Annotated in this window: 16 protein-coding genes and 2 tRNA genes; 5 read left to right on the forward strand and 13 right to left on the reverse strand. The window is 54.8% G+C overall.

The genetic code is table 11. The features are described 5' to 3' along the window. Nucleotides 1–56: 56 nt before the first annotated feature. Nucleotides 57–3,200: a sensor histidine kinase gene (locus OHL20_RS01275; RefSeq protein ID WP_263381409.1), complete on the reverse strand. Its 3,144-nt coding sequence runs from the start codon at nt 3,198–3,200 to the stop codon at nt 57–59. Between the two features lie 683 nt (nt 3,201–3,883). On the opposite strand from OHL20_RS01275, the gene OHL20_RS01280 reads away from it, so the two are divergent. After that, nucleotides 3,884–4,096, forward strand: coding sequence for a DUF2188 domain-containing protein (locus OHL20_RS01280; RefSeq protein ID WP_263381410.1), 213 nt, complete (start codon nt 3,884–3,886; stop codon nt 4,094–4,096). Nucleotides 4,097–4,875: 779 nt separating this feature from the next. Here the strand turns inward: OHL20_RS01280 and OHL20_RS01285 are convergent. The 4 genes from OHL20_RS01285 to OHL20_RS01300 all read right to left on the reverse strand — a co-directional run bounded on the left by OHL20_RS01285 (nt 4,876) and on the right by OHL20_RS01300 (nt 6,670). Beyond that, complete coding sequence (locus tag OHL20_RS01285; protein ID WP_263385066.1) at nt 4,876–5,004, reverse strand: hypothetical protein; 129 nt, start codon at nt 5,002–5,004, stop codon at nt 4,876–4,878. After that, nucleotides 4,985–5,254, reverse strand: coding sequence for a VirB3 family type IV secretion system protein (locus tag OHL20_RS01290; protein WP_263381411.1), 270 nt, complete (start codon nt 5,252–5,254; stop codon nt 4,985–4,987). The genes OHL20_RS01285 and OHL20_RS01290 overlap by 20 nt, the downstream gene beginning before the upstream one ends. A gap of 8 nt (nt 5,255–5,262) precedes the next feature. Continuing rightward, the gene (locus OHL20_RS01295) at nt 5,263–5,601 is read right to left on the reverse strand and encodes a TrbC/VirB2 family protein (RefSeq protein ID WP_263381412.1); all 339 of its coding nucleotides are present in this window, start codon (nt 5,599–5,601) and stop codon (nt 5,263–5,265) included. A gap of 115 nt (nt 5,602–5,716) precedes the next feature. Further along, on the reverse strand, nt 5,717–6,670 hold the full coding sequence (locus OHL20_RS01300) for a LysR family transcriptional regulator (protein ID WP_263381413.1): 954 nt from the start codon (nt 6,668–6,670) through the stop codon (nt 5,717–5,719). Nucleotides 6,671–6,940: 270 nt separating this feature from the next. Here OHL20_RS01300 and OHL20_RS01305 point away from each other — a divergent pair, with 270 nt between their 5' ends. Together OHL20_RS01305 and OHL20_RS01310 are read left to right on the forward strand one after the other, a co-directional pair. Further along, entirely contained in the window at nt 6,941–7,189 is a 249-nt protein-coding gene (locus OHL20_RS01305; RefSeq protein ID WP_263381414.1) for a helix-turn-helix domain-containing protein, read from the forward strand. 75 nt (nt 7,190–7,264) lie between these two features. Continuing rightward, the gene (locus tag OHL20_RS01310; protein ID WP_263381415.1) at nt 7,265–8,464 is read left to right on the forward strand and encodes a tyrosine-type recombinase/integrase; all 1,200 of its coding nucleotides are present in this window, start codon (nt 7,265–7,267) and stop codon (nt 8,462–8,464) included. Nucleotides 8,465–8,534: 70 nt separating this feature from the next. On the opposite strand, the gene OHL20_RS01315 is transcribed toward OHL20_RS01310, so the two are convergent. Beyond that, nucleotides 8,535–8,611, reverse strand: a tRNA-Asp gene (locus tag OHL20_RS01315). 246 nt (nt 8,612–8,857) lie between these two features. On the opposite strand from OHL20_RS01315, the gene OHL20_RS01320 reads away from it, so the two are divergent. Together OHL20_RS01320 and OHL20_RS25130 are read left to right on the forward strand one after the other, a co-directional pair. Then, nucleotides 8,858–8,934: transfer RNA gene (locus tag OHL20_RS01320), tRNA-Val, on the forward strand. Between the two features lie 264 nt (nt 8,935–9,198). Continuing rightward, nucleotides 9,199–9,390 carry an Arm DNA-binding domain-containing protein gene (locus OHL20_RS25130; RefSeq protein WP_396271453.1) on the forward strand — a complete coding sequence of 64 codons (192 nt, stop codon included), beginning with the start codon at nt 9,199–9,201 and terminating at the stop codon, nt 9,388–9,390. 401 nt (nt 9,391–9,791) lie between these two features. On the opposite strand, the gene OHL20_RS01325 is transcribed toward OHL20_RS25130, so the two are convergent. From OHL20_RS01325 to OHL20_RS01355, 7 genes are all read right to left on the reverse strand, one after another. Continuing rightward, nucleotides 9,792–11,171: a hypothetical protein gene (locus OHL20_RS01325; RefSeq protein ID WP_263381416.1), complete on the reverse strand. Its 1,380-nt coding sequence runs from the start codon at nt 11,169–11,171 to the stop codon at nt 9,792–9,794. A 1,155-nt stretch (nt 11,172–12,326) separates the two neighbouring features. Next, nucleotides 12,327–15,545 carry a DNA polymerase III subunit alpha gene (locus OHL20_RS01330; protein WP_263381417.1) on the reverse strand — a complete coding sequence of 1,073 codons (3,219 nt, stop codon included), beginning with the start codon at nt 15,543–15,545 and terminating at the stop codon, nt 12,327–12,329. Continuing rightward, nucleotides 15,538–17,049 (reverse strand): DNA polymerase Y family protein, encoded by a 1,512-nt coding sequence (locus OHL20_RS01335; RefSeq protein ID WP_263381418.1) that lies wholly within the window; start codon nt 17,047–17,049, stop codon nt 15,538–15,540. Before OHL20_RS01335 ends, OHL20_RS01330 begins: the two co-directional genes overlap by 8 nt. Continuing rightward, nucleotides 17,046–18,083, reverse strand: a complete 1,038-nt coding sequence (locus tag OHL20_RS01340; RefSeq protein WP_263381419.1) for a P-loop NTPase family protein — start codon at nt 18,081–18,083, stop codon at nt 17,046–17,048. Before OHL20_RS01340 ends, OHL20_RS01335 begins: the two co-directional genes overlap by 4 nt. 368 nt (nt 18,084–18,451) lie before the next feature. After that, nucleotides 18,452–19,702: an MFS transporter gene (locus OHL20_RS01345; protein ID WP_263381420.1), complete on the reverse strand. Its 1,251-nt coding sequence runs from the start codon at nt 19,700–19,702 to the stop codon at nt 18,452–18,454. Between the two features lie 21 nt (nt 19,703–19,723). Continuing rightward, on the reverse strand, nt 19,724–24,115 hold the full coding sequence (locus tag OHL20_RS01350; RefSeq protein WP_263381421.1) for a M14 family metallopeptidase: 4,392 nt from the start codon (nt 24,113–24,115) through the stop codon (nt 19,724–19,726). A 48-nt stretch (nt 24,116–24,163) separates the two neighbouring features. Next, entirely contained in the window at nt 24,164–25,372 is a 1,209-nt protein-coding gene (locus tag OHL20_RS01355) for a DUF2891 domain-containing protein (RefSeq protein ID WP_263381422.1), read from the reverse strand. Nucleotides 25,373–25,433 lie beyond the last annotated feature (61 nt).

Consider the following 25,433-nt stretch of genomic DNA (forward strand, 5'->3'; position numbering starts at 1 on the left):
AATTCAGATTTTCCGGCGAGCCGAAGCTTTCAGCTATTTCGAAAGCTAGATCCGGCTTAACGCAACCAGCGAGTAGTCAAGAAAGCCCTTCGGGCTGGAACATCGACTTCGAGTTTAGTGCCTTCCGCTTTACGGCTTGACCAAGTCAATTTGGCACTGATCCGTTGCGCCCGTTCGTTAATACCACAGATGCCCCAGTGTCCATCCGCTGGCTTCTCTTGATGGCCAGCCACATCAAAGCCGACTCCATTGTCTCGACACTCCACAAGGAGCCGGGCAGCTTCATATCGAAGCACGACCTCAATCTGTGTTGCTCGCGCATGCCGAAAAGCATTAGTGATCGCCTCCCGACTAATCCAATACAACTCATCCCGCACCTCGTCTCTCAGAGAACGAGGATTACCTTTAACGGAGACCTCAAACGCAACAGCGCCTTCCCAGTTGAGATCTTTCGCAACATTCGTTAGTTCATCGGCTAAGGAAAGCTCACCTTTTCCGCGAAGTTGCTGCAGCTTTTCACGACCTTCATCTAAGATTCGCTCCCCAGAACTTACCGCATCTTCCAACAGAAGCCTTGCCTTCTCACCCTCGGGAATTGCCCTGGCCGCTGTATTGACACGCCACATAAGTGCGGTGACCCCCTGCAACAGCGTGTCATGCAGATCACGAGCCACACGTACACGCTCATTTGCTCTTTCGTCAGATCTTTCCCTAATTCGTGCTGCTAAATATCGAAGTCGAGCGGTCCACGTACACCAAAGCGTAAAGAACGACGCACAAATGCAAAAGGTCAAGAACAAACGAGTTTGGTAAAACTGTGGGGTAATTGTAAAAGTGTAAGGCGTTGCATCTTTCCATATGTTCCGCTGATTCGATGCAGATGCCTTGAAAACGTACTTCCCTGGCCGCAGACTTGTGTACACCGCCTCTGTCCGTTCGCCTGCATTCTGCCAATCTCGATCGACACCTTCCAGCTTGTACCGGTAGAGCACATCCTGCGGTCGAGTTAGATCAACTCCAAAATAGCCTATGCGCAAGGTGTTTCTACCAAATCTCCAAGTCGGGTTCTCGGCGCGTTGGGGCACCCCATCCACCGTGGCGCCCATAATCTTCATAGTTGGGCTGGGTGCGGGTAAGAGTGGAAGATTTGGATCGACATGTGTGATTCTCGATTCGTTGGAGAACCAAAGGCGACCGTAGCCATCAGCAACTGCGGTTGGCATGCCCTTAACCTGTGCTGCTGGTCCCTCAATACCGCGGTCTCCACCGAATACCTCCGTATACATCCGGTAGCTGGGCGTTCGCAGCGCCTCGTCGATCTCTTTTGCGGGTATGCGTACAGCTCCGCGAGCTCCATTCAGCCAAAGGTCTCCACTCGCGCCTTCAAGAATTCCTGTGACACCGTTGAGGGCAGTGCCATCTAGCGCCAGAATCTTATGGAAGTGTTCGCCACGCAGAATTGCAACACCCCGTAATCCACCCGCGACAAGACCCCAGCGGCGGCTTTCGGAAAAAACCCAGGTTATTCCCAAACCAGATGAGTTATCGAAGGGAATGGTACGATCGCCCGTGTTATTCCACACCCTCACTACACCCTCGTCTTCAGAATGCCAGAGGTCGCCGTGGTGATCTGCAAAGAATCCATCGGTAGGTGAAAGAATCTTGCTCCATGCACCATCCTGCAGAAGCCAGACTCCACTATTGCGGACATTCACAAACATGCGGTGTTCACTAGCACCGGTCAATCGCCGAATATCGGTTCCGGTGATGCCAATTGGAGTGGCTAACGGACGGAAAGCACCGTCTCGATACTGCCAGAAGCCTTTCCTATCGGTGAACCAAACGACGTTCTGTTGATCACAGTAGATCTCCGTTAGATACCGATTATCGCCGTGCAGAGAAGACGCGTCTCCGTGAACCGAGATCAAAGGTGAAGCGGTGTCACCGAACCAGACGTCCCCATTTGGACAGCTCGAGATGACCACTTCATCGGCCAGCGTTCTGTCCGTGAAAGGAGTGAACGTAGGTAGGCTAAAACGATCAATACCATCATCAGTTCCCACCCAAACGTTACCGGCCCGATCTTGAAACATAGTGTTGACGCCATTCGAACTAAGTCCACCCGAGTGGTCGAATCTTGACAGTGCAGGTGCTTCCGAGACAGCGATGTCGCTTGACCCCTCTGTCCGCAAAAATCTCGCCTGCAAAAGCCCTTCTCTACCGTTTCCAACCCATAGAGCGCCATCTCCGGTGAAGATGCCGTAGCGTGCCACATCAAGTTTCAGTTGCGGTCCGACAACTGCATTTCCCCGCTGGTCGGCAAAGCGGCTCACAGCAGCTTTCCCGGGCTCCGAGATCTGTCGCGCTACCCACAGACTTCCATCGGGTGCCTGAAGGAACGCGACGGCGTTAGGAATCGGTTCGGTCCAGGGTCTGAACTTATTTTCGCCTCGTCGCAGGAAGTAGAGTTGTTTGCCATCAGTCACCCATTCAGTTCCCTGAGAATCAAAGAACAGGTCCGCAAATCTATCGACTCCAACGGGGAAAACGTGATCTGAGGCTTGTTCGACCCACTGACCGCCCTTCAGATACATCGGCTTGCCTGCAGCATTTAGCCACATGCGTCCATCTGCGTCTTCACGAAACATAACGGCTGAACCGCTTGCAAGTCCAGATTCTTTTCCATAGATCTGAACATGTTCTCCACGTATCGCTGCTACGTTGGAACTGGTCCAGAACCCCACATAGAGAGTGTCATCACGGGAAACATATACCCAAGAGATGGCGGTTCCTGGGAGGGCAGGTTCGTTTGCGCCAGGTTCGAACAGCGTGAAGTGGATACCATCGAAGTGATAGAGGCCAGAATCGGCAGCAAGCCACAGGGTTCCATCTCTGGCTTCGGCAAAACGGCTGACCCCCGACGGGGCGCCATCACGAACCGCCCAAGCACGATGATCTAGTTGATCCGGTTTCGGCCACGATCCATGTGCCGAAAGAGGGATGAGGGGGAACACAAGCAGCCAGCCCAGCCTTGAAGCCATCATGGCATTCATCCTGATGGAAGGAAAACGCAATCGATCACAGGTGAGCCGAAACAAAATTAGAACGAGGCTATTCGGTCCCGATTGCCAGCATTTAAAGTTCCAGCGCTCGCGATTCTGGCGTTGCCGAGGCTTCTCCTCATTCCATTGGGCGGTCATGTCAGCATGTTCTCACGACATGCTTACCCTGTCCCAAAGGAGGTGTCGAAAATAGCTTGCCTGGAGCAGTGCCCTCGATCACAATGGTGCTCAGACCTTCGGAGGCAGCATAAACGGCGGCAGCCAAGCCAGCAGGGCCGGATCCAAAAAACGGGACATCACAGGTCTGTATACCGTCGAGTGGTTCAGTCAGACCGAGTGCCTCAGCTAGTTCAAGGATGTTCGGATGATGCAGAATACGGCGGGCAGGAAGAACCGCGCATGACACTTTATGCCTACTAAGACATGTCACTATGCATTTGAACCCCGCATGATGGCTATCCTTTTGATGGGGCACTCGAATACCGAATGGCGACGATAGAATCGGCACGATATCGATGAAACGAGAGAGGACCAGCAGATGGCGAGAGCCACAACTGCCAAAGGAAAAAGCAAATTTACCACTCGTCCGCTTGCGGCCCGACGTCTGTGGGCATTCTGCCCTGTCAGGCCATCACAGTCCCGCATATTGTTGTGCACTCAAGCATAGGTCTCGGTGAGCTTCGCCTTGTGGTGTTCAAGCACCCTATGTAAATTAGGCCCGGCAAAGAGTCGATCGGATCACATCGCTCGATCGCTGGTATCATCGGCGAACAGGTGGGCTATGCCTCCTGGACTCAAAATCGATTCGGAATGAGGGGCGTATGGCTACCAAAAAGGTGTATAACGTGGAACCCAGGGAAGAAGGATATGCCGTTATAGCAGACGGTGGGAAAAAGGCGTCAGCACTCACGCGTACTCAGGCCGAAGGGATCGCAGAGGCGCGCCGCCTCAACCCAACTGCGAAACCGAATGTTGCGCGCGTTGAACAGACTCAAGGTGGTGGGCCCGATAAGTATCGCAAGAACAAAGACTGATCTCTGCCCTCACCGACCTAGCGGTACCCGAGAATCGTCAGTGTCTCACCCACACCGGATTAAGCATCATAAGGTCGGCATCTCGTCAGCTATCCCAGTGTCGGTATTTGAAGAACCGCGTTTCACCGCTCTAGACGATCTGTGATTCAGTGCCGTTGGCGAAATCTACGTGCGGCGTGAACTACAGTGACCTGGATCCAAAGTGGATGACCGCGGGTATTGCCTCACCGCCGGCGAGCGCTCGACGATTCTGCCCAGCAGCGGTTGTTGCTCCGTCGGATGAAAATCGCCGCTTCTGCAGTCGTAAACCATGCGCCGCGGTCGATCTCCGGAATCACTATAAGTTGCTTAGAAGGTGGCGGCCATTCCAGTTCACAGGTGTTGCTGCTAAGTTTCGACGGGCACAGTCGAGTTGGAAAGCCCAAGCCGCAACGAACTTTCCGCTCTTTTGCTGAACCCGGTTTCCTCCTGAAATACACGGATAGCTGCAGACAGGGGTCTTTGTCGGACTCATACTCCCCTTAGAGAGCGTCCATGAACCTTCATTTTTCTTGGACCAGTACGGCCCGCCCGGATGAACGAGAAATACCTGCAACTCTCCATCGGGAATCCGTAACATGAGGAGCCCAGCGCTTCGTTTCGGCATGACTATCCCCTTCACGCAGCGATCTGATGCACGTAGTACGGAGTGTCTTTTTCGGAAAGGATTTCGTCTAGCCGCTCTCGACTGAGCTGGGAGGGAGAGAGCCATTCAGACAGGAATTGCTCCTGAAGCGTGATTAGCCTCCACCCTTCAGCGCGAAGATGCTCGGAGCAACGAAGCGGGAGATTGGAACGATGCTGCACGCGGCTCCGGCCTTCGCAAACCACGGGGTATGTTTCTGTTGCTCAATGTTTGCGCGGGTCATAGTAGCTCTTCTGGCCGAGGCTGAGGCCCCACAGTTGGAACATCTTTGGGTGTTTACGGACGATCAGCCATGCGCCGCCCGCCATCATCGGAAAACTCATAATCGCCAGCATTCGGAAACCGACGAGGAAAACCGTTACGGTCACAAACACAATGGCCATCCATGCCGAGAGGTCGAGCCCTAGCTTGGCTCTCGGTCTGTTCAACGCCTGATTGATCGGTAACGGTTCGCCCCGTCTGGTCGTGTGCATGGCAGCTCCTACATCGACTGCCCGGTGAGAGATCCAATCCAGCCCGCACCCCAGCCAAGAACGCCAGCGCCGAAGAGAGCACCGAAGAGGCCGGGGATGGCATCCTGGAAGCGACCGCTCATCATCCGAATGCCGGCGAAAATGAGTCCGCCGAAACAGATGACAGCGCCAGCGTAGATGGCGAACGTCTTGAACGTTCCCATAAGCGTCTGAGCGCCGGAGAAGTCCATCGTTCCTTGCGCATGAGCAACACTCGCAAAAGCGAGCACAAAGAGCGTCGGCATCATTACACGAAATGCTCGGGTAAGCTTCCGGCTCAGGTTGTTGAGATTGTGACGAAGTGACATATTCATTCTCCTGATGGCGGGTGGTGACTGCCATGTCAGGAAACTAGGTCACTTGGTAGGGCTGAGTCCAAGTCTTCTTTTTTAGATCAAGCAAAGTTTTGCTTATACAAGAGGACTATGCGAGAAGCTCTAGTTGTCTCGGTCGAATCCGCTCTCCGCGCGGACGCTTCCGTGGTACCGCAAGCCCTTCTTGTCTCAAGTATTTCTGAATGAAGGGGAGAGCGATGTGCTGGCTGTCTTTGCTCGCAACAAAGGCGGTTTGAGCCGTCCAATTCACCCCTGCAATCGGACGTGTAGTTAATCCAGAATCGAGGGACAAGGCCTCATCAACGAGGGCCAGGCCGTAGTTCTCTTTCACCATCCATTGAATGTCCGCAGGATTAGCTACCGAGTTGGCAAGGCTGATCGGGATGCCCACCTCGGCGAAGAGATGTACCAAGTGCGCATGGGCGGAGGGATGAAGTTCGGGGTCCCTGAAGACTCGGATACGTGGTGCAATTTCGTGTACATCCAAGTGCGTCTGCGACGCGAGAGGATCATCCGCTCTCATGCACACGACGAGCTGGGAATTGGCAACGGGAATCACGTCCATACCCTTGCTGTCGATCGGACAGGGCAGAATCGCGCAATCCAAAGTATCTGCCGAAAGTCGCTGGAGAATCTGGGCCGAATCGCTACCTGAGAACACGACCTCGCACTTTGGAAACAGTTCCGAATAAGACTGACGAAAGGTTGTCAAAAGGGCCGGATTCACGAAGGATGAAAATCCCATCCTAAGCGTCGGCACCTCGCCTCTATGGATCGCTCGGGCGATAGCAAAGATCTCGCGTCGCTCTGCGAGAACTGTGCGAGCCCAGCCTAGAACGAGTTCGCCGGCAGGAGTCGGCTCAACACCGTCTCGACCACGCCTGACAAAGATTGGAAAGCCGACGTCTCCTTCAAGTCCGCGAACCTGCTGACTGATGGCGGGTTGGGAGCGATACAGTTTCTCTGCCGCCCTTGTGAAGTTCTTCCCCTCATCAATGGCGACCAGATATTCAAGATGGCGAAACTCTACAGAATCTGACATGGCCCGATACCTCGCTGGTGTGGGCCTTGCACTCCACACCGCTCTGTGGAAAAGACATACCTAATATTTCGACGCCCGCATCAACAGTGTCAATCGGGCACCTCAAGGTGCCCGGTTACATTAACGTGCCGACCCCATCACTAATGAAAAGCTTTCGATAAGTTTCGCCAAGGGAGGCATAGGTAGGAAGTATTGGACTCTTTTGGAGTCGCGGGGCACGCTGAGTAATCGTCCGTCACGGACGGAACGAAGCTCAACCAAGGAGGCACAATGCTGCCTTTGTCTTCCCGCCATCCACACGAGCCCGACGCCCTCTCGAAGAAGCCCCCGGCGTCGGTCGATTTCCATCCAGAGCCTTTGCTTGACTCGGACGAAGCTGCGGCCATCATGCGGATTCACCCTAAGACCCTTCAGAGATATGCACGGCAAGGGATTGTCAGGGGCTTGCAGCTCGGTTCCATGTGGCGCTTCCGCGCAAGCGATATCGACCGCTGGATCTCCGAGCGTCTTGCTGGATAGAAGAATTTCAACATAACCTCTGCCCGGCGTGCGATAGGCTTGTTTTAAGCCATCCGTTACGCCTACAGGAGAAACATGCCAAGGCGGACACGGTATCAGCAAGGAAGCGTGCAGTGCGAAAAACGGCGGAGTGGATCAGATGTTTGGGTCTTCCGCTGGTGGCAGTCAACATCTGATGGCGGCAGCAAACGCCGGAAGGCAATCGTCGGCACAATCGCGGCATTGCCCACGGAAGCAGCAGCCCTCAGAGCGGCCCAGGCATTGCGCATCGACGCTAACCAAGAAACCCCGCAGACCGAAGGCGGGCCAAGTACGATCGCAGAACTGGTCGCTCACTACCGGTTGAAAGAACTAGCTGGTGAAGATCAGGGACGCAAAGCGTTTTCAACGCGCGCTGCTTATGAGTGCTACCTCAAGACTTGGGTTCTGCCACGCTGGGGAACACATCGTCTTGATCAGATAAAGCCAGTCGCAGTAGAAGAGTGGCTGGGTGGCATCAAGCGAGCGAGGGGAACGAAAGCAAAGATTCGGAACCTTATGAGCGCTCTCTTCCATCACGCGATGCGGTACGAGTGGATTGAACGAAATCCGATCAAGCTCGTGCGCCAAAGTGCGAAGCGAGAGAAAGTTCCTGACGTTCTGGAATTGCACGAACTCCAACTCCTCCTCAGCAAGCTGGCCGTCCGAGAGCGCACGTTAGCTTTACTCGACGCGGCAACCGGGCTGCGGGTCAGCGAACTCCTGGCGCTTCGTTGGGATGATGTTGACTTCAAGGGCTTGGAGATTCGGGTCACCGAATCGATCTGGCATCAGGTCGTGGGCGTCTGCAAGACGGAAGCATCAGCCAAGCCTGTCCCAATGGACGAGTATATGGCTGAAGATCTTCTGCGCTGGCGGCGCACAAGTCCATACCCGATGGAGGGTGACTGGGTCTTTGCGAGTCCGCGCATGAAGGGCAAACAACCCTACTGGCCGGACAATCTCATGAAGCGGTATATCAGGCCGGTGGCACGCAAAGCCGGCATCACCAAGAACATCGGCTGGCACACTTTCCGCCACTCCTTCGGCACGTTGCTGAAGGCGAACGGGGAAGACGTGAAGACCGTACAGGAGCTCTTAAGGCATGCGAACAGCAGGATCACGCTTGACGTGTATACGCAGGCCGTGAACTCGCATAAACGAGCCGCACAGAGCAAGGTTGTTAGGATGATGGTGCCCGGCGTGGGTCAGAGAGAGGTTGAAACTGACTCGCTTTTGGTACCTCGGCGAGCGTAATGGACCCTAATCGGACCCGGATTTCATTGTCACTTGAGGTCCCATACGAAGCTAAGTGCTTTGCTTTGTATGGCGGGGACGACGGGGCTCGAACCCGCGACCTCTGCCGTGACAGGGCAGCGCTCTAACCAACTGAGCTACGTCCCCAGATTGCTTCGTCAGCAATTTGGAATATGTCACACAGAATGAGCCAGTTCGCGTCTCGCTCGATTCTGTCTGTCGCCGCTCTCGAGCACCTCATACCCGAATCATTAGCCAGCAACAAGATAGAGTCTACCAGATCAAAACCGAATTCGGAGTCTTTCTCCACACAGTCCTAACGGATTCATTCATCTCGTTCGCAGCATTGCATCCCCCGCTCTCGTCCCTTACACTGAATACATCCGAAGTACCGGGCGGATAGCTCAGTTGGTTAGAGCGCCTGCCTTACAAGCAGGATGTCGGGGGTTCGAGTCCCTCTCTGCCCACCATTTCCTACTCTCATTCTCATACAGGCCAAAACTTCTAACTTTGCTGCAAAAAAGCCTCTAGAGGGCTAACGCGGTCCCACCATGTACGATGCAACCCGAACGCGAAGGACGGCATTTCGGATCATTCCTGAAGTGATGTGATGGCATTTCGGAAGGATGCCCCTCCCCGCCGTAGAGCGGGCGCTAACTGACGTCGAAATTCGCAAGCCCAAGCCTAGAGCAGCCGCATATCGGATGACCGATGGACTCTGCCTGTTCCTGTAGGTGACCACAACTGGCAGGAAACTTTGGCTGTACAAGTTCCGCTTTCATGGCGCCGGGAAACAGATGAGCTATGGCCAGTATCCTGATGTGCCACTGGTGAACGCGAGAGACCTCCATGATGAGGCTCGCCGCCTGTTGACCTCTGGTGTAGACCCGGCTGCCCTCAGCAACTCGATTAGCTCTATGCTCTGAGTAGCCAACGGAATGATATGAGAGATCTTCATTTCATCCTGATTGCGGGAATCTCCTAACGCTTAGCCTCCACGTCAAACTCCTCCCACCTAGTCCGACGTGCGGACAAAGGTTAGGCGATCGGCTTCATGGCGAGCCATGTGATCACCTTCCCCGATAGACCGCAGCTTACAAATATGCTCTCTATCTGGAACCCAGGGGGCGCGGATGATGCAGCGTTGGGCAAATCTTCTGGAGCAGAGATAGCGCAGCGGTAAGTCTACTTAACCAAGTGCTCTGCTGCCGCAGGAGCAGTATGTAACCGCAGCGCGAAAACTGAAGGGCCTCGAGAAATATGAAGCAAGTTTACAAATCTTAGTTAAACCTGCACAAGGGGTGTTCACCGAATTACGATCGTGATCTCAGAAACTAGATAGAGCGATTCGTCTGATTTGGTTCGTTGCCACACAGACATAGTGATAGTTCGCATCGTCCCAAAAAGATCCCGCAACACAGCTTTCTGAACTGCTTGCAGGGGTATGAAACGTTGTATAAAGGCGTCCTGACGAGTCCGCAACTGGGCCGGACAAAAACTGTAGTGTTCCATTAGTGTTGTTGACTCCAGCCCCGATCTGAGTGGCGTTGCTAACTCCTTCTGCCACTTGTGCTCCTTGACCTATCCCGATGTCATTTGATTCAGAGCCCGTAAGCAGAGATAGCGCCTGATTGCCAATCGCCGTATTATTGCTTCCATTTGTCACACTTAGGCCTGCACCAAATCCCACAAATGTGCTGCCGTCCCCCACGGTGTTCTTGCCCGCATTCTTCCCGATTGCCACCTCACCATCGCGTGCAGCCATAAATCCTGCGTTTTCACCAAGCAAAACAGCACCACTGATGTCCGCCCCATTCTGGGCTGCTGCATATCCAATAACTATGTTGCCACTACCACTCGAGATATCATTACCTGCAAACAGACCAAAGAGATAATTCTCAGATCCGGACTTGAGAGAATAGCCCGCGTCAGCCATTACGATGTTATGTGATCCGGAAGCAAGTTGTGGTGATGTTCCATAGCCGAAAACAACGTTGTTGTTTCCAGTAACCGTTCCGCCGGCAGCGGCAAGGCTACCTACGAATGTGTTATATGCTCCCGTGCTCAGATGGTATGCCGCCGATGATCCGATAGCGACGTTTCCACTCGTCGGACTAGGATTTAGCACAGCGTTTGCACCGATAAAAACATTGTCATGGTAATCCCCTTCGAGTGGATAGCGAAAGACACTGGAACCTACAAAAACATTATCTTCAATGGTGTACGAAGAACCTTCTGCACCGTCCCCCGCTCCTGCCCCTACTAACACGTTTTCAGATGAGGTCGATGAGTTGGTTGCAGAGTGCGTTCCTACAAACACGTCGGAAGACGAATTATGATTATCCACTCCCGATTTTTGACCAATCATCACCGATCCCCCGCCTAAATTAGTTTCACCACCACAAGACAAAGAACCTATACATACCATGATCATGTCATCTGGACCACTCCCATTTCCGGTAATATTCGCACCAGCACCAGCACCGATGAGAACAGACTCGCGTTCAGTGGTGGCGCTTGACCCGGCGTATGAACCCAAAAAAACATTGCTCTGCCCTTCATAGGCGGCATCTGGCCCCCCCGTAATCAGACTAGCTCCCGCTTGATATCCACCGAGGTAATTATTAGGCGCCGAATTAGTTTGTTGACCTAAACTCACTAGGGAAAATAGATTTAGTGCAACTAACGATGTGAAATAGAGCTTCATTGAGCTAACCCCATGGCCGTAGAAGTTATCAGTAAAATTACAGCAGAATGGGCGATCGGACTACTAACTGATGGTGAGAATAATATTCTCAATATCGCGCCGATAATATCACTGCAAAAGAGACTAGCAACGCTAAATCTGATCTTTACTAGGCATTTTTTGGCCGTCTTTGCGCCCTGTATCCCACGGCCATCCGCGGGAGTTACTGAATTTCAAAAATCTATCATGCTCAGGTTACTTAATTATTCCCAGAAGGCCAAGAAATGGCTACTTAGGTGTATGCATTTAGGAAGTAGATCCGCAGTTAACTTTCTATTCATGATGATTGCGCTCGAGAAGGTCATCATCGTTGCTCCAGAAAAGTAGACAACCTGCAAAGCCCCTTAAGAACTCTGGTCGCTAAGAAATCTGTGAGCCAACTTCTTATTCCATGGTCAGATTTCGCCACATACTACGTGGAAGCATGCTCCGCAGAGGAGCGGAGCGCCTTTCACAGGTATTCACAAAATTTACTTTCTGTTCGTTGTATATTTCATTTTGTGCGCGGCGAGCGAGCGTCCAGAACACGCATGCGTCTGACCGGTAGAATCTGCTGCACTTGCGGTCTTGTATGACCCATAGCAGAAGCCCGGAGAGCGCACCTGTGAGAAGCATCTAACGATGGTCGAATGCGAACTAATTGTGGACACCGCTAGTCATAGACTAAGGCGAGTAACAGTGACTTTTCAAAGCGAACTTCAATACAACGTTCAAGGCAAGTATTTTGCCGTCGAAGTCACCAATCCAATACAGGGTCACCCGGCCCCGATGGCCGCAACATCTCGAAGTTCATCGCTCAAATTAGCGAGATGAAAATCGAAGGACTGTGCGGATCGAAACTCTACGAGGAATAAGAACGACTATGCAAGCAAGTCTGCCCCCGACGGCGTTCTCAAAGCAATAGAACCCGGTAGTCTCATCGATCAGGTTTGCAAATGAGCACAACACCGCTCGGCATGTGGCTCTGGCAGCACACCATTTGGGTGTTCGACTACCGTGACACCAAACAGAATGATGCCAGGCGATATGCTGCCACCGCTCTCGATAAGACGGGCGAGCTAATTCTACTCTTGGCCCTGAGTGCCTGGAGCCTCGCAGCCCGATTGTGTCGAGCTATTAATGAAAGTCATGGGAATGTACTTTGAGAGCCTTGTCCGAAAGCGCCCATATCTTCATGGCCATGACATGAACCACGTCATCTTCATTCTGGAGTAGTCCTTCGACAGCCAGAAACTTACTTCGTGTCACGACAAGCTTTTCCTTCTCAAACATGGCAGGTGTAACGATAATGCTCGATTGGCCGGTCTCGTCATCCATCGAAATGAATACGATTCCCTTGGCTGTTCCGGGCCGCTGCCGGGCGATGACGCAGCCCGCCGTTCGCACATAGGTGCCATGCCGAACGCCCGTCAGTTCCTTAGCGGTCAGAATACCTTCGCTCCTCAGATCGGCACGGCGATAGTACAACGGATGATGGTCTACGGTCAGGCCTGTCCCGGAGTAGTCTGCGACAAGCCGCTCCTCAACCGTCATCTGCTGAAGCGGCAGGCTCTCTGCGTCATCCAGAAGAACTTGGGTGCTCTGCCTCAGGAGTGGTCCTTCCAGCTTACCCGCTCGCTCTACCTGCCACAAAGCATCGCGCCTGTGCCCGATACCCTCCAGCTTATTCAGGGCTCCGATCCGGGCGAGCAAGGTCAGCTCTTTGCGATTCAGCACGAGTACACGTTGGGCCAGATCTTCAGCCGAAGCAAAGGGACCATCTCGCATGCGGGATGAGACGAGAGCCTCGCCCGATTGCTTCCGCAGACCCTTTGCATAGCCCAGTCCCATACGAAGAGAGAGCGAGCCATCCGTTTCACGCTCGATGGCACAGGCCCATCCTGAGATCTGCACGTCTATGGGCTTAATGCGGAGGCCATGACGCTGTGCGTCCTTCACCAATACGGCAGGCATATAGAAGCCCATGGGTTGATTGTTTAGGATGGCGCACGTAAACGCAGCAAGATACTTCACTTTGAAGTAGGCAGAAGCGTAAGCCAGGAGCGCAAAGCTCGCCGCATGCGACTCGGGGAAACCATATAGCGCAAACGAGCTAATGTTCTCGATGATCGTCTCCTGTGTCTTCGCGTCGATCTTGTTGACCGACATTCCGGCACGGAGTTTACGTTCCAGATTTTTCATCCGCTCCCAGGATCGGCGCATACCAACAGCACGACGTAGCTCTTCCGCCTCTGCCCCGGAGAAGTTCGCCACGGTCATCGCGATGCGAAGTAACTGCTCCTGAAAGAGCGGCACGCCCAACGTTCGCTTGAGGCATGATTCGAGCGATGGATGAGGGTAACTAATCTCCTCTTTCTTCTGCCTCCGCCGCATATAGGGATGCATCATCTTGCCGACGATAGGGCCCGGACGGATGATGGCGACCTGCACCACCAAGTCATAGAACTCCGTAGGAGCATTGCGCGGCAGCGAGGCCATCTGAGCGCGGCTTTCGATCTGAAACATGCCTACTGTGTCGGCCTTTCGGAGGACCTTGTATACATCGTCATCCTCAGGCAGTTGCGCGAGATCGGGCGTGTCGCCATAGTGCTCAGGGATGAGTTCCATACAGTCCTTGAGAACAGCCATCATGCCAAGGCCGAGCAGATCTACCTTGATAATGTGCAGGTCGGCACAATCTTCCTTATCCCACTGAACCACCGTCCGGCCCGGCATGGAGGCGCGTTCGAGCGGCACCACCTGATTGAGCTGTCCTTGACAGATAACCATGCCGCCGGAGTGCTGTCCAAGATGGCGGGGAAGATCCTGAATTCGCATACAAAGCTCCAGGTACTTCACGATGCGCGGGTGCATCAGGTCAAAGCCCGCATTTTGGAAGGAGTGCGCCATCGTATCGGTAGGTCCCTTCCACTCCCAGTTGCTGACGAGACTGGATAGCCTGCCAAGTGACTCCTGATCGAAGCCCAGTGCTTTGCCCACTTCACGAGCAGCAGACTTGCCCCGGTATGTGATGACGTTGGCCGTCATCGCTGCACCCAGTTCTCCATAACGTCGGTAGACATACTGGATTGCCTGCTCGCGTTTGTCTTCGGAGGGGAGGTCGAGATCGATGTCTGGCCATTCGCCCCGGCTTTCACTCAGAAATCTTTCGAAGAGCAGGTCCATACCGACTGGATCAATCGCAGTAATTTCAAGCGCATAGCAGACTGCGGAGTTTGCCGCGCTGCCTCGACCTTGAATCAGGATATCGTTGCGTTTACAGAATTTTACGATGTCCCAGACAATGAGGAAGTATCCGGCAAACCCCAAGCGAGCAATGAGAGCGAGTTCGTGCTCGACCTGCTTCTTTGCCCGTTCCATAAGATCGCGGTCGTTCTTAGGACCGTATCTGCTGGCGACACCCTCGATGACTCGCTTCCGAAGAAAGCTGTCCATACACTCATCCTCCGGCACAGGGTAGCGAGGAAACTCATAGCCAAGATCATCCAACTCGAACCGCAACCGATTCGATAATTCAACGGTGTTCTCGATTGCATAAGGCATGTCACGAAAGAGCGCTGTCATCTCCGCTGAGCCTCTTACATAGCGGTGGTGGTTGAGAGTCAGCAACCGTCCGGCATGGTCGAGATCCGTGTGATGGCGAACCGCCGTGAAGAGATCCAGTACCTCCCTTTCATAGGCGGTAGCGTACCGTACCCCGTTCGTTGCGAGGACCGGCAAGTTCATCGACCGCGCTATGTCCATTGCGGCAAGATTGCGCCACTCCTCCTCTCGGTCCTGATGGCGCTGCACTTCGACATACACACTCTCCCTGCCGAAGATGCGGACAAGCTGTTCTACAGTCTGCCTGCCGGCCTCTACGCCACCATGGACAAGAGCAGCCGCGAGTGGCCCCTCATCGCCCCCTGTGAGGCAGACAAGACCGGAGGCGTATTGCTGCACGTCCTCAAGCATGGCTGCGCCTTCGCACTTCTCCTGCTCACGCATCTTGAACCTGGTCACCAACTGGCAGAGGTTCTGATAGCCGACACGGGATTCGCATAAGAGCGACAGGCGCGCAGGCTCAGGAAGGTGCTGATGAGGAAGCCATGCATGAGGCGTGAGGCGTGCGCCGAGACATGCGACGGCAATCTCCGCTCCAACGTGTGCCCGTACACCGTTCCGCTTCGCACTTGTGTGGAACCGGGCTGCACCATAGACACCATTACGATCAAGGAGAGCCATTGCGGGCATATTGAGGGCGACCGCTCGCCTGGCTAGTTCTTCGGGTTGTGAGGCTCCTTCAAGGAAACTGAAGGCACTCGTGGCATGTAGTTCGATATAGCGCTCAGTCATAGAGTGCCATCATCATCCAAGTACTCTGTCCTGGCTCGCGCATCATGCAGCCATAGAGCAACACTTCATCCTTCGAGCGAGCTACGATGTCCCACTGCTCCAGATCCCAGTGATCGCAGTTCCACCACGCGCCGCTTGCCGCCCACGGTCCATATGAATGCTCGACTTCATATCCCTTGTGACGGAAGGTGAAGGTAACCGGGCGCTGCCCATAGATCGTTACGAATACAATCTCAGCGGGCCGGAGGATACGCATAGCAGAGGAGGTAAAGCTAAGGCTGGCCGAGGATGAGTGTTTATCTGTCACCCTGAATGGTTCTATCCCAAAGCTGTCTGCTTGGTGCGTGTCTCTTAGAACAGGACTTCCTACGTTGTCTTCACCCACGATGGCGCGGATGCGGGCGAGCGTTACATCCAGGCGCATTGGTTCAGGTAGCTGAGGGGAGAACAATCCTAGCTGCAGCTTGCTGGTGCTGCCCGGATCTGCTGAAAGGCTGAGTGAAAGGATAGCAGCAGGTGGAAGATGAGCCTCCAATTCAAGGTGAAGCAGTTTCAGCCAGAGTTGCCGGTCATTTGTAGGAAGCGCTGGCCGCACGGAACGGGTGTGCGATGATCCACCTTCAAGAGCAAGAGCGATCGTGACCGAGGCCAGTGCCAACACCCTTGCCGCCGCACGGATTATGAGCTGCTGAAGCATCATCCCGATGACAAAGAGCAAGGAATCCAACTGCTCAACAGGCGTGTCAAGCTCCATTCGCTCCTCTAGCAGGAACGCTTGCTCATGCGGAACGAAGAGCTGTGTCCGCTCTCCCCGTGCCAGTTTACGAAGGCGTTTTCCGTCCTGCCCCATGCGTGCGATTAGCTCCTTTTCGGGGAGAAGAGCCAACATCCCCAGAGTATGAATACCCCAGTTCACAAAGGTTTCAGCATGATCCGCCGAGAGGTCCAGCACATCCAAGGGTAGGCTTGCGAGCGCAGCAACCTCCTGTCCAGGCTCAATGATGGTCACCGCAGATCGGTGGGAGCCGCGAGCGAGACACATCGAAGCGTGGACGTTTGTGCACACAGTCAGTGAAGCCGTGATACCCAGGTCTCGAACATGCCGTAAGAGATTCTGCCCCAACATCCGCGGCGCACCGAGTAGCTTCTCGGTGCCTGCAATGTCGACCACGCATACAAAAGATTTGGCGGTACTCCAATCTTCGATACGCGGGGAAAACATGCCCGCACATTCGAGGAGGGCAGCCCTGGTTGTCGCTTCTTCTTTTAGTGAACGAGCAATCGTCTCGATCGAAGCAAATGTTTCAATCTCAACCGTGGTCATGCCATAAGCTACGCCAAGCCCGCGAGCTTTGGCGTTGAGAGAGCACACATACTGCATCGGAGGTTCGCCTTCCATGACCACGAAAGGCTTGTCCCGCAGCTCGGGCCGTAGACGCAGAAGTCCCTGCGCAGGCAACTCCCGCACATAGAGACACGCGTACAGTTCTGCACCCGTGGTCATGTGCGGCCTGTCCATGATGTGCGCGTCTGCCAGCTCGCGGCGTTCGCTCGGTGGGGAAGTTTCCGAAGAGGAACAATATTGCCAGGAGCTTGCGCGAATCGCTGACGAGTCACCTCAACGCGATGGCGAATACCAGTGAAGACGGTCCTGTCACTCTGGAGCCGGTCGCCGGAGTGCATACGGAGGACCAGACCAGCACTACTCTTCGCGGCGGGGTGTTGGGTAAGCAGCAGAATGCTTGCCTGGCTCTGCTCAGCAGCAGCTCTATAACGGAACCACGTTGCCAAGGGCACACGCGAGACATACTCGGGCGCAATGCTGCCCATATCAAGGACGATGACACTGAAGCCCCCACCTTGCAGAATGAGATCGGTCACTTTGAGAGCTTGTTCGATCCGACCCCACGGCTTAGCAGGAGCGACTGGCGGCCTATTCGGTGCTAAGAATGGGGGAGGTTCAAACGCCTCTCGCTCGGTTCTTACCCGCCGTATCGGCTCAGCACATCGTGGGTTGATCGTCTCTGCACGATGCAGCAATCCGCTTACAGCCTCCGAAAGTCCCTTTACCTCACCGCGTGGATGAGAACCGAACCCTCCACCATGCAAGCCTTGCTTGATCGGCTTCGGTATCAGGTACTTATCTGAGAGAACGAAGCGCCTGGCGTGCTGCCCATGCGTGTGGCTCGCAGCCTGGACTCCACAACGCACCCACAGGAGTCGAGTCGGTTCAATGCCCGCCCCGACAGCGGACTCAGGGTGCAAACTGTCGGAGACATCGATCCACGCACATACCTTGCCGGCCTGCGTGGTCCCGGCAACGAAGGATAGAGCGAGAGAGACACCACCTGAGCACTCTGGACCGACGATCTCCGTGATCGCCCCGAGTGGCAGACCACCGTTGAGCAACTCATCGATCGCACCGATACAAGTCGGTGCGACGGGCCGAACGATACAAGGCGCTGGTGTGAGCGCAGAAGGGATCCGGTTTGCTAGGTTTGACTCGATTTCGGCACGTACAGCGAAGGCGGAACGCATAGGCATATTCGCCTATTATTCGCCTAAAGTTTCCCGGCCTAACAATTCCAGTTGCACAAAAATAAGTGCATCTAAGAGGTAACCTTATGAAACAGTGCCACTTGCGATATGAAAAAAAATAATCAGGTGCGCTAATAAAGCTGCGTGATGTCTTATGAGCTAAATGAAAACTTCGAGATCCGTAAGAACGGTGAACTTGTAGGTCAGCGATAAAATACTCAGTATCCGCTAGTAAGCTCACCGCTTGCGCAGATCTCTGATTGATTTTGATCTTGCCCATCAAAGACTGGAGCGTGGAGGTCGGGAGGGCCACAGGCTGCGTCATGCCGTTATTGACTTGGGGAGTGGCCTTGGGATTTTGGGGCTAACTATGGGGCTTGAGGCCATTGAATAGTCGGCCGACGCAATCCGGATGCTGTCGCCGCAGCCACCAGAAATCCAGCCGAAGTGAGAACCAACGCCGAGCCCATCCCGTGCGTCTCAGAAAATTTTCCAATTGTGAACGGCGCAGCAGCACTCACGACGCGCCCGAGGTTGTACGCAAAGCCCATAGCTCGTCCTCGTAGCGGAGTCGGAAAAGCCTCGCTCGCAATCACACTGAACCCGCTGAAGTATCCCGATCCAAAAAATCCGATAACCGGGCCCAGCAGCAGCAGCGCCATACTCCCCACAGCCAGCGCATAGAGTGGAACCACACACGCCGCAATCAGCAGGTAAGAAATATAGATCAGCTTGCGTCCAAAGCGGTCTGCAAGATAGCCGAAGCTCGTGTAGCCGAGAAAAGTTCCTACCTGCATCAGGATCGTCCAACTAGCCGTATGCACGATGTTCAGCCCATGACCACCCTTTGAAACCGGCATCGAAAGAAACGCAGGCACCCAGGAAAACAGCCCCCACCACGCGAACAAGCTCGCCGCATTCATCGTCGTGATGATCAGCATGTTGTAACCCAGTGATCCACGAAACAGCTGCCCAAACGAGCTGTTCTCTTTCGGCTCGGGCGTCCATGTATCCGGCTCTTTCACCTTCCGGCGAATCCACACAGTCACAAGAGCAGGCAGCATACCTACAAGAAACACCGCACGCCATCCAAAGTGCGGCATCACCAGCGCGACCACGAGTGCCGCAAGCGCATAGCCAATAGCCCACGAGCTTTGGACGATACCCAAAGCCTTGCCACGATGCTCATCAGGCCAAGTCTCCGCCACAAGCGCCGCTCCAGCAGCCCACTCACCACCCATCCCCAACCCAAGCAACATGCGGCAAATAGCAAGCTGCGGCACGGTATGGACGAACGCACACAACCCCGTACACACACAGTAGATTAGGATGCTCATCGAAAGCGCCCGCGTTCGCCCAAGCCGATCCGCGACGAACCCAAAGAAAATTCCCCCCGCAGCCGCAGCCACCAGCGTCAGCGACATGATGCCGCCCGCAATGCCGGACGACATATGCAGATCCTTCTGTGCAGCCGGAATCACCATGGAGTAAAGCATCACGTCCATGCTGTCCAGCATCCATCCGAGCGAAGCCGCCACAAGCGCATTACGGCGGGCAGGCTGAGCAGCAAGTTGCCAAAAGCTACTTGGAGTAGGGATAGCGGTCGCTGCGAGGGACATGAGCTTCCTTTCAGGCTGCCGTTAGTGCATCGTCGTCGCATCCGGCGCTGGTGCCGAATCCATGGTCGCGCCGGGCGTCACCACACCCTTCGGGGCCTCGACCAGAACAGGCCGATCCCGCGTGACCGTCCACTGCACACCATCGAAAAATTCCTTCTGCGTGCGCTTGATCTTGAACTTACCATCAACCAGGTACTTCAGATGAGCATGGTCGTAGGCGAGCCCTGCACCGGCGACAAGATGGAGATACGGCCCGCGCGCCGTCTCATCGGGAGCTTCGGTATACCCATCGTCATAGGTCACATCAGGAAAGCGGCTCAGAAAGGCCTGGGATTTCGCAGTAGGCGTACTTCCCGCAACGGCCATGTAGACACGAATGCCTTTATAGATTGGCTGCTGAAACGCCCGATCATCCCACTGCTGTCCAAAGCGGAAGTATCGTGCATTCATGCGCGTACTCAGGTCCAGAACTCCGGGAGCCTTCACCATCCCATCAACAATGTAGTCGCGCAACGCGTAGGTAACCGTCTTACTCTGCTCATGCTCCTCGTCCCCAAGATAGTTCAGGCTCGTAAACCATCCACGAGGAATCCACCATGCACGTCCAAGCTCCGCCTGGTTGCGTTGAATTACCCAGGCCGAATACTCCGAGAACGGCTGCACCCACTCATGCGAAGGATAGCCATGCGGGTTAAGAAACGCATCCGGCAACCAGGCCTCCCATAGCTGGCGCCGCGTCCGCGACTCAGGATAGATAGGATCCTCATCCCACTGTGCCGTCACAACGTCTGCAGTCAACGAAGCATGATAGCCAGCATGAAGCATGTTGTCGGGAGTGATCTCCGCTAGGTCAATCGCAAGCTCCGCACCATCGGGATTGGTGATCGGATGCACAACGACATTCACCTTCTTCAAATCATTGCGCCGCTCCGGATCAGTTACAAGTTCCTCCGCGAGCCGCTGAATGTGACTTGTACTCGAAACCTCGTTGGCATGCTGTCTGCCGGAGTAAATGATGGCCGCCTTCAACGTCGTCTCCTTCGCCGTCGAACGAAGCTGCGAAGGCGTAGGCAGCATGATGTCGCCGGCCCAGATGTTATTGCCAAGGTAGCTCCGGCCCATCCAGTACACATCAGCCCCCGGATAGGTTGCGAGCCGCGCCATCAGGTGCTCGTTCTCATGATCGTCAATCGGTTGATCCCACTGCACATACGTCTTATCCGCCTTAAGTGGAGTAGGAGTAACCTGCGCAATCTGCGGCCTGCTGTGCGCAGGCGCCGCAACCGCTGCCTGCGCCAAAATCACCTCGCGGCGGGTATGCTCCGGCGGATGCAGTTCAAGCGGCAACAAGAACTCGACCTTCATCTGCTTCAGATGCGCGTAGGCCAGTGCATCTTTGTAGAGACCGGCAGCATGCAATTTATCAAGCCACGCAAGCTGCGCAGTTCCCTGCTCCGCCGACAGAATCGTCCGCTCTAGTTGCTCCTCTGTTACAAGCTTTCGCCACTCTTCGAACTTGTCCTCGTTGCTCGCGACCGGCAACTGCCATGTCAACGAGTCGAGCCCGTCCGCACCAGCATGCAGGCGCAGACCCACCAGACGCGGGTTCGTATTCGCGATCAGCGGCAAGTCACGCTCACGATGCTTTTCGGCATCGTCGGCCTTTTCATGCCACGCCAGCATCACATGTGGCCGTGACGCATCCTTTGCATAGAACTCCACCCGCACATGCCCATCCTTGCCCTCTTCAGACTTATGAGCGACAGGAAGTATGCGCCCCATATAGTCCATCGAGCCAGTCGAGATCAGGTCACCAAACATGTAGAAGGAGTTCTGCGTAGCAAAAAGCGCATCCTCCTGCAGCGACTCCAGCGACGAGATCCGCTCCTGGTCGAGACCCAAGTTGTAGTCCGGTTCGCTCAGATGCATATCGATGCGCAACGTATCGAACAGCGGTTGAAACTCAATCTTCGGCTTGCCTTCATTCTGCTTTCGTACCAGCTCAAAGATGCGCGGCAGCGTTTCGTTCTGATAGTGATCCCAGAATAGTTCCGTGTCCGTTGCAAGAGGCTCGTCACTTACTGGCTTGCCGCCCGCCGTGATCGACAGCCATCCAGTCTCAATATTAATTTGCTCGTAGTTACTAAATTCTTTGCTATACGTACGAGGCGCAATATGAACGCTGAAATCGCGTGTAAGTATCTCGTGACCATCCGCCGCGAATGCGTGCACACGATACGTCGGCCCTGCATCACCCGAGATCCGCGCAAGCTCCACATTCGCGAGCGGAATATTAAGCGTCTTCGCCAGCATCTCATCGACAGGATAAAGTTCCTGCACCCATCGCGATTCCGTGCGCATAGCCGACGTATGCTTCGGGTCCTTGTACTCCGCAAACTCAACCTTCAGCTTCGCGACAGGCTGTCCCGCCAGCGCGACAGCTACGTCATCCATCAGCCAGCTATATCCCTGCTTGTAGGCGCAAAGCACCTCGACCTGCGCATTGGAAACACCCGCCTTCGTCAGAGCGGCCCTAATCTTAGCAGTCAACTTCAAACGCTGCTCCGGGCTTTCACTTACACCTGCCTGCACCACAATCGGCTGACCGGCAGGCAACGTCGCCGCAGCCTTGGCGACTGCATCCATCAGCCGATTCCCTTCCCATGGCAGGACAATGTCTTCTGCAAAGGTAGGCTCTGCCTGGTGAAACGGAACAAGATCGGACTGCAGGTGCTGAGCCGGTTCCGCCGCACAGCATTTGATCCCCGCGTGCAGACTGTTCGTCACCACCTCAATCTTCTCGGCACTCACCTGCTGACCCAGCCACTTCTTCACATAGGCCTTCAGCCCTGGGTCAGCCTCGTCTACATCAATCTCCGCAGTCACGCTGGCCAGCTTGCCCGGATGATTCTTGACCAGATCTTTACTCCATTGATCGAGATGATAGAGCGCAGCCGTGGTCTGGCCAACCGTAGAACGCTCCGCAAAAAACTGGCGCATGTCATCGCGCACATCTTCAAGCGGTGTAAACCGTTTGCCCGGTTCCCATAGATAGGGTGCATGATTCGCGGCATAGTCCAGCGCCGCCGTCGCTCCCGCATCATCGCCACGAATCAGCACCGCATCCGACTTGCCAAAGCCATGCTCGACAACCCGAAGCTCACCATCACCCGCAGCCAACGGAGTTAGTTGCGATGTAGTCACAGGCTTGTGGAAGCTCCCCGGAACAAGCTTGTCCAGATCAGTACCACTCTTAGCTGTAAGCAAGTCCTTGAGATGATCTGCAGCAGGAGATCCTTCCGTCAATACAGACACGCTTTGAATCTGCGAAGTCGTAAGCCCGGGATCCGGAAACGCAAGTGGAAGATTGATCCCGGTGGTCTCCAGTCCCAACCGAGCCGCAAGATTCGCAACAGCAATCCCGCGCACCCCCGCAGGCACGTAAAGCTTCGCCACAACGCCGGAAGGGATCGGCTTCTTCGTACTCCCGGTCAGCAGCCCCTTAATCGAGTAAAGCGCCGCAAGATCAAGCGATCTTGTATCGCCGCCCGCCACCTCAGGAGTAGAAGGTAGCGCGCCTGCCCGGCCCTGCGCCGCAGAGTTGCTGATCGTCAGCGGAGTGTCCCCAATCCGCAGTTCAATCTCCTTCACCGAACCAAACGCCACCGGCGTACCTTCATCCGGACGCAGCAATTTCCGAACTGCCTCGATATCACCTGTTCCCTGCACTGCAAGGATCGCTCGCCGCACTCCAGCAGTTTCACCGAACACAAGCGCAACAGTCTCTGCCGTCACTTTCGGCGTCATCTTCGCGAAGGCAGCATTAGCATTCTTTGCCAATACACTCACCTTGTCGCCAGGAACCGCCCACAGAAAAGGTGCGCGCGCAGCATAAGCGTTCGCAGCAGCAAGCAAGCCGACCGGGTCAGGCGCCACAAAAGCAAGGCCACCATCGACGCTCACCACTGCTCCCTCGCCAAGCCCTAGTGATGCAAGTACCGGTTGCACCTTCTTCTGCAACTCCGCCGGGAGCGCAGCCTGTCCAACCCATAGGTTAGCTCCAGCAGTCGAACAACCAGCAACAGCCTTCGGCTCACCTTGGATCACAATCGGCAACGTCAGCGCAGAGCTCTCATATCCCAGCCGTGCGCCCAGATTTGCAGCCGCTGCATTCTCCGCCGCACTCGGGGTGTTCGACACGATCACATGGCCACACACAACATCCGCAATCTTGTCCCCGTTTGTGTCCTGCAGAATCAAACCAAGCTGAAACACGTCCTCCAGCAGCGTAGTCTTCTCAGGTGGAGGAGTAGCAGGCGGCACGGCAACCTGTGCTGCGAAGCAGTTCACCGTCCACAAAATACCTATGCAGAGCGCTATCGACATTGCCCGTTGCTGAGACGACTTCATCATGGCTTTCCTCTGGTTCCCTTGCAGTTCACTTTGGTTGTGACGTACTCGTTACGGTGCTGCAACTGCGGGCTGATGCGGTGGATCATGCCGACTGGCACGCAGATAAAGAACGGCATACGTCCCCAGCCAATGCGAGCCCATATACCCAGCATCTGTAAGAACGGAGAATCCCGAAGCGGCCTCACGTGCCGATAAAGCACGAAAGACTTCAGCACGCGGGTCATTCTGCGGTAGTGCATCGGCGATCGATGTCATCGCAAAAGCCCGATGAAACGCAAGTCCGATTAAATGTGATTTTCCTGCCAGCTCCTCAGGACTCTGCAGAGCGCTGATCTCCACAGGCTTGATAAGCGGCTGGAAATCAGCAGAGTAGACTACTGACAAAAATCGGCTAAGCCATTGCGCATACGCCGCACGGTCCATCGTATGGCTCATCAACTGTGCCTCAGCCAGACACGGCGAAAGGAGCTCCGTACCACCCGGCTCAAACCACGTCGGGCAGCGTTCATCCTTGGCAAAGAGCCTCGTAGCATTCCGCAGCACCGCATCTTGAAGCTTCGGATCGGCAACAACGCTCGTGTAGTCCAACACCAGCGTCATCGAGAGAGCCGTATTCGGATGAACGCCGGTACGCGATGCATACGGAAGGTGATCGAAGAACTCCACTAGCTTCCCCGAGAACAGGTCAACCAGTGGTTGCAGGTTTGCCATAAGCTTCGCCGCTGCCGGATCGTTCCACGTTTTGATTTCCGCATACAGCTTCAGCAGCCAGGCATAGCCGTAAGGCTTCTCGAATCCCTTCGCATCTTTAAAGAACGCTACCTCGCCAGTGATATTCTGCTCCCCAAGGTGGTCGGTGATCTTCTCATGCAGAAGCTTGGCCAGTGGCAGCTCCGGAAAGTCCTTGAGCAGCGCAACAATCGTCCACGAAGAATTCACCGCCGAGTGCCAGTCGTAACAACTATAAAACGCATGAGTCTTATCGTAGTTCTCTTCAAGCCGTGGCTTTGCGTCGTACTGCCAAAGGTAGAGTCCACCTTCAGGCGAAGGCTGCGGATGGTCCATACAAGGGAGAGGCCACGCCGCAAGCGTACTCGCCTGCTCAACCGTAAACGCTGGCTGTATCACCGGCGGAAGCGTTTTAAGATAAGCCTCGATGCGGGTCCGGTCATGCTCCTGCGCTCCGCTGTGCAACGATGCGGAGGCAAGCGCCACGCTAACAACAATCGCCCCGAGATACCGTGATGCTCTTCGCATGAACCCCCATCGTAAACAAGTAAGGAGCCACAACTACGGCGCCTCACGCAAGGCAAATTGC

Source organism: Granulicella arctica (genome assembly GCF_025685605.1).
Classification (GTDB): domain Bacteria; phylum Acidobacteriota; class Terriglobia; order Terriglobales; family Acidobacteriaceae; genus Edaphobacter; species Edaphobacter arcticus.

What these genes read in the sequence shown, in the direction of transcription:
- OHL20_RS01275 (WP_263381409.1), bottom strand. Translation starts at nt 3,200, where the DNA reads ATGACCGCCCAATGGAATGAGGAGAAGCCTCGGCAACGCCAGAATCGC.
- OHL20_RS01340 (WP_263381419.1), bottom strand. Translation starts at nt 18,083, where the DNA reads ATGCGTTCCGCCTTCGCTGTACGTGCCGAAATCGAGTCAAACCTAGCA.
- OHL20_RS01350 (WP_263381421.1), bottom strand. Translation starts at nt 24,115, where the DNA reads ATGATGAAGTCGTCTCAGCAACGGGCAATGTCGATAGCGCTCTGCATA.
- OHL20_RS01335 (WP_263381418.1), bottom strand. Translation starts at nt 17,049, where the DNA reads ATGACCACGGGTGCAGAACTGTACGCGTGTCTCTATGTGCGGGAGTTG.
- OHL20_RS01290 (WP_263381411.1), bottom strand. Translation starts at nt 5,254, where the DNA reads ATGCACACGACCAGACGGGGCGAACCGTTACCGATCAATCAGGCGTTG.
- OHL20_RS01295 (WP_263381412.1), bottom strand. Translation starts at nt 5,601, where the DNA reads ATGTCACTTCGTCACAATCTCAACAACCTGAGCCGGAAGCTTACCCGA.
- OHL20_RS01345 (WP_263381420.1), bottom strand. Translation starts at nt 19,702, where the DNA reads ATGTCCCTCGCAGCGACCGCTATCCCTACTCCAAGTAGCTTTTGGCAA.
- OHL20_RS01355 (WP_263381422.1), bottom strand. Translation starts at nt 25,372, where the DNA reads ATGCGAAGAGCATCACGGTATCTCGGGGCGATTGTTGTTAGCGTGGCG.
- OHL20_RS01285 (WP_263385066.1), bottom strand. Translation starts at nt 5,004, where the DNA reads ATGACCCGCGCAAACATTGAGCAACAGAAACATACCCCGTGGTTTGCG.
- OHL20_RS01300 (WP_263381413.1), bottom strand. Translation starts at nt 6,670, where the DNA reads ATGTCAGATTCTGTAGAGTTTCGCCATCTTGAATATCTGGTCGCCATT.
- OHL20_RS01305 (WP_263381414.1), top strand. Translation starts at nt 6,941, where the DNA reads ATGCTGCCTTTGTCTTCCCGCCATCCACACGAGCCCGACGCCCTCTCG.
- OHL20_RS01280 (WP_263381410.1), top strand. Translation starts at nt 3,884, where the DNA reads ATGGCTACCAAAAAGGTGTATAACGTGGAACCCAGGGAAGAAGGATAT.
- OHL20_RS01330 (WP_263381417.1), bottom strand. Translation starts at nt 15,545, where the DNA reads ATGACTGAGCGCTATATCGAACTACATGCCACGAGTGCCTTCAGTTTC.
- OHL20_RS01325 (WP_263381416.1), bottom strand. Translation starts at nt 11,171, where the DNA reads ATGAAGCTCTATTTCACATCGTTAGTTGCACTAAATCTATTTTCCCTA.
- OHL20_RS01310 (WP_263381415.1), top strand. Translation starts at nt 7,265, where the DNA reads ATGCCAAGGCGGACACGGTATCAGCAAGGAAGCGTGCAGTGCGAAAAA.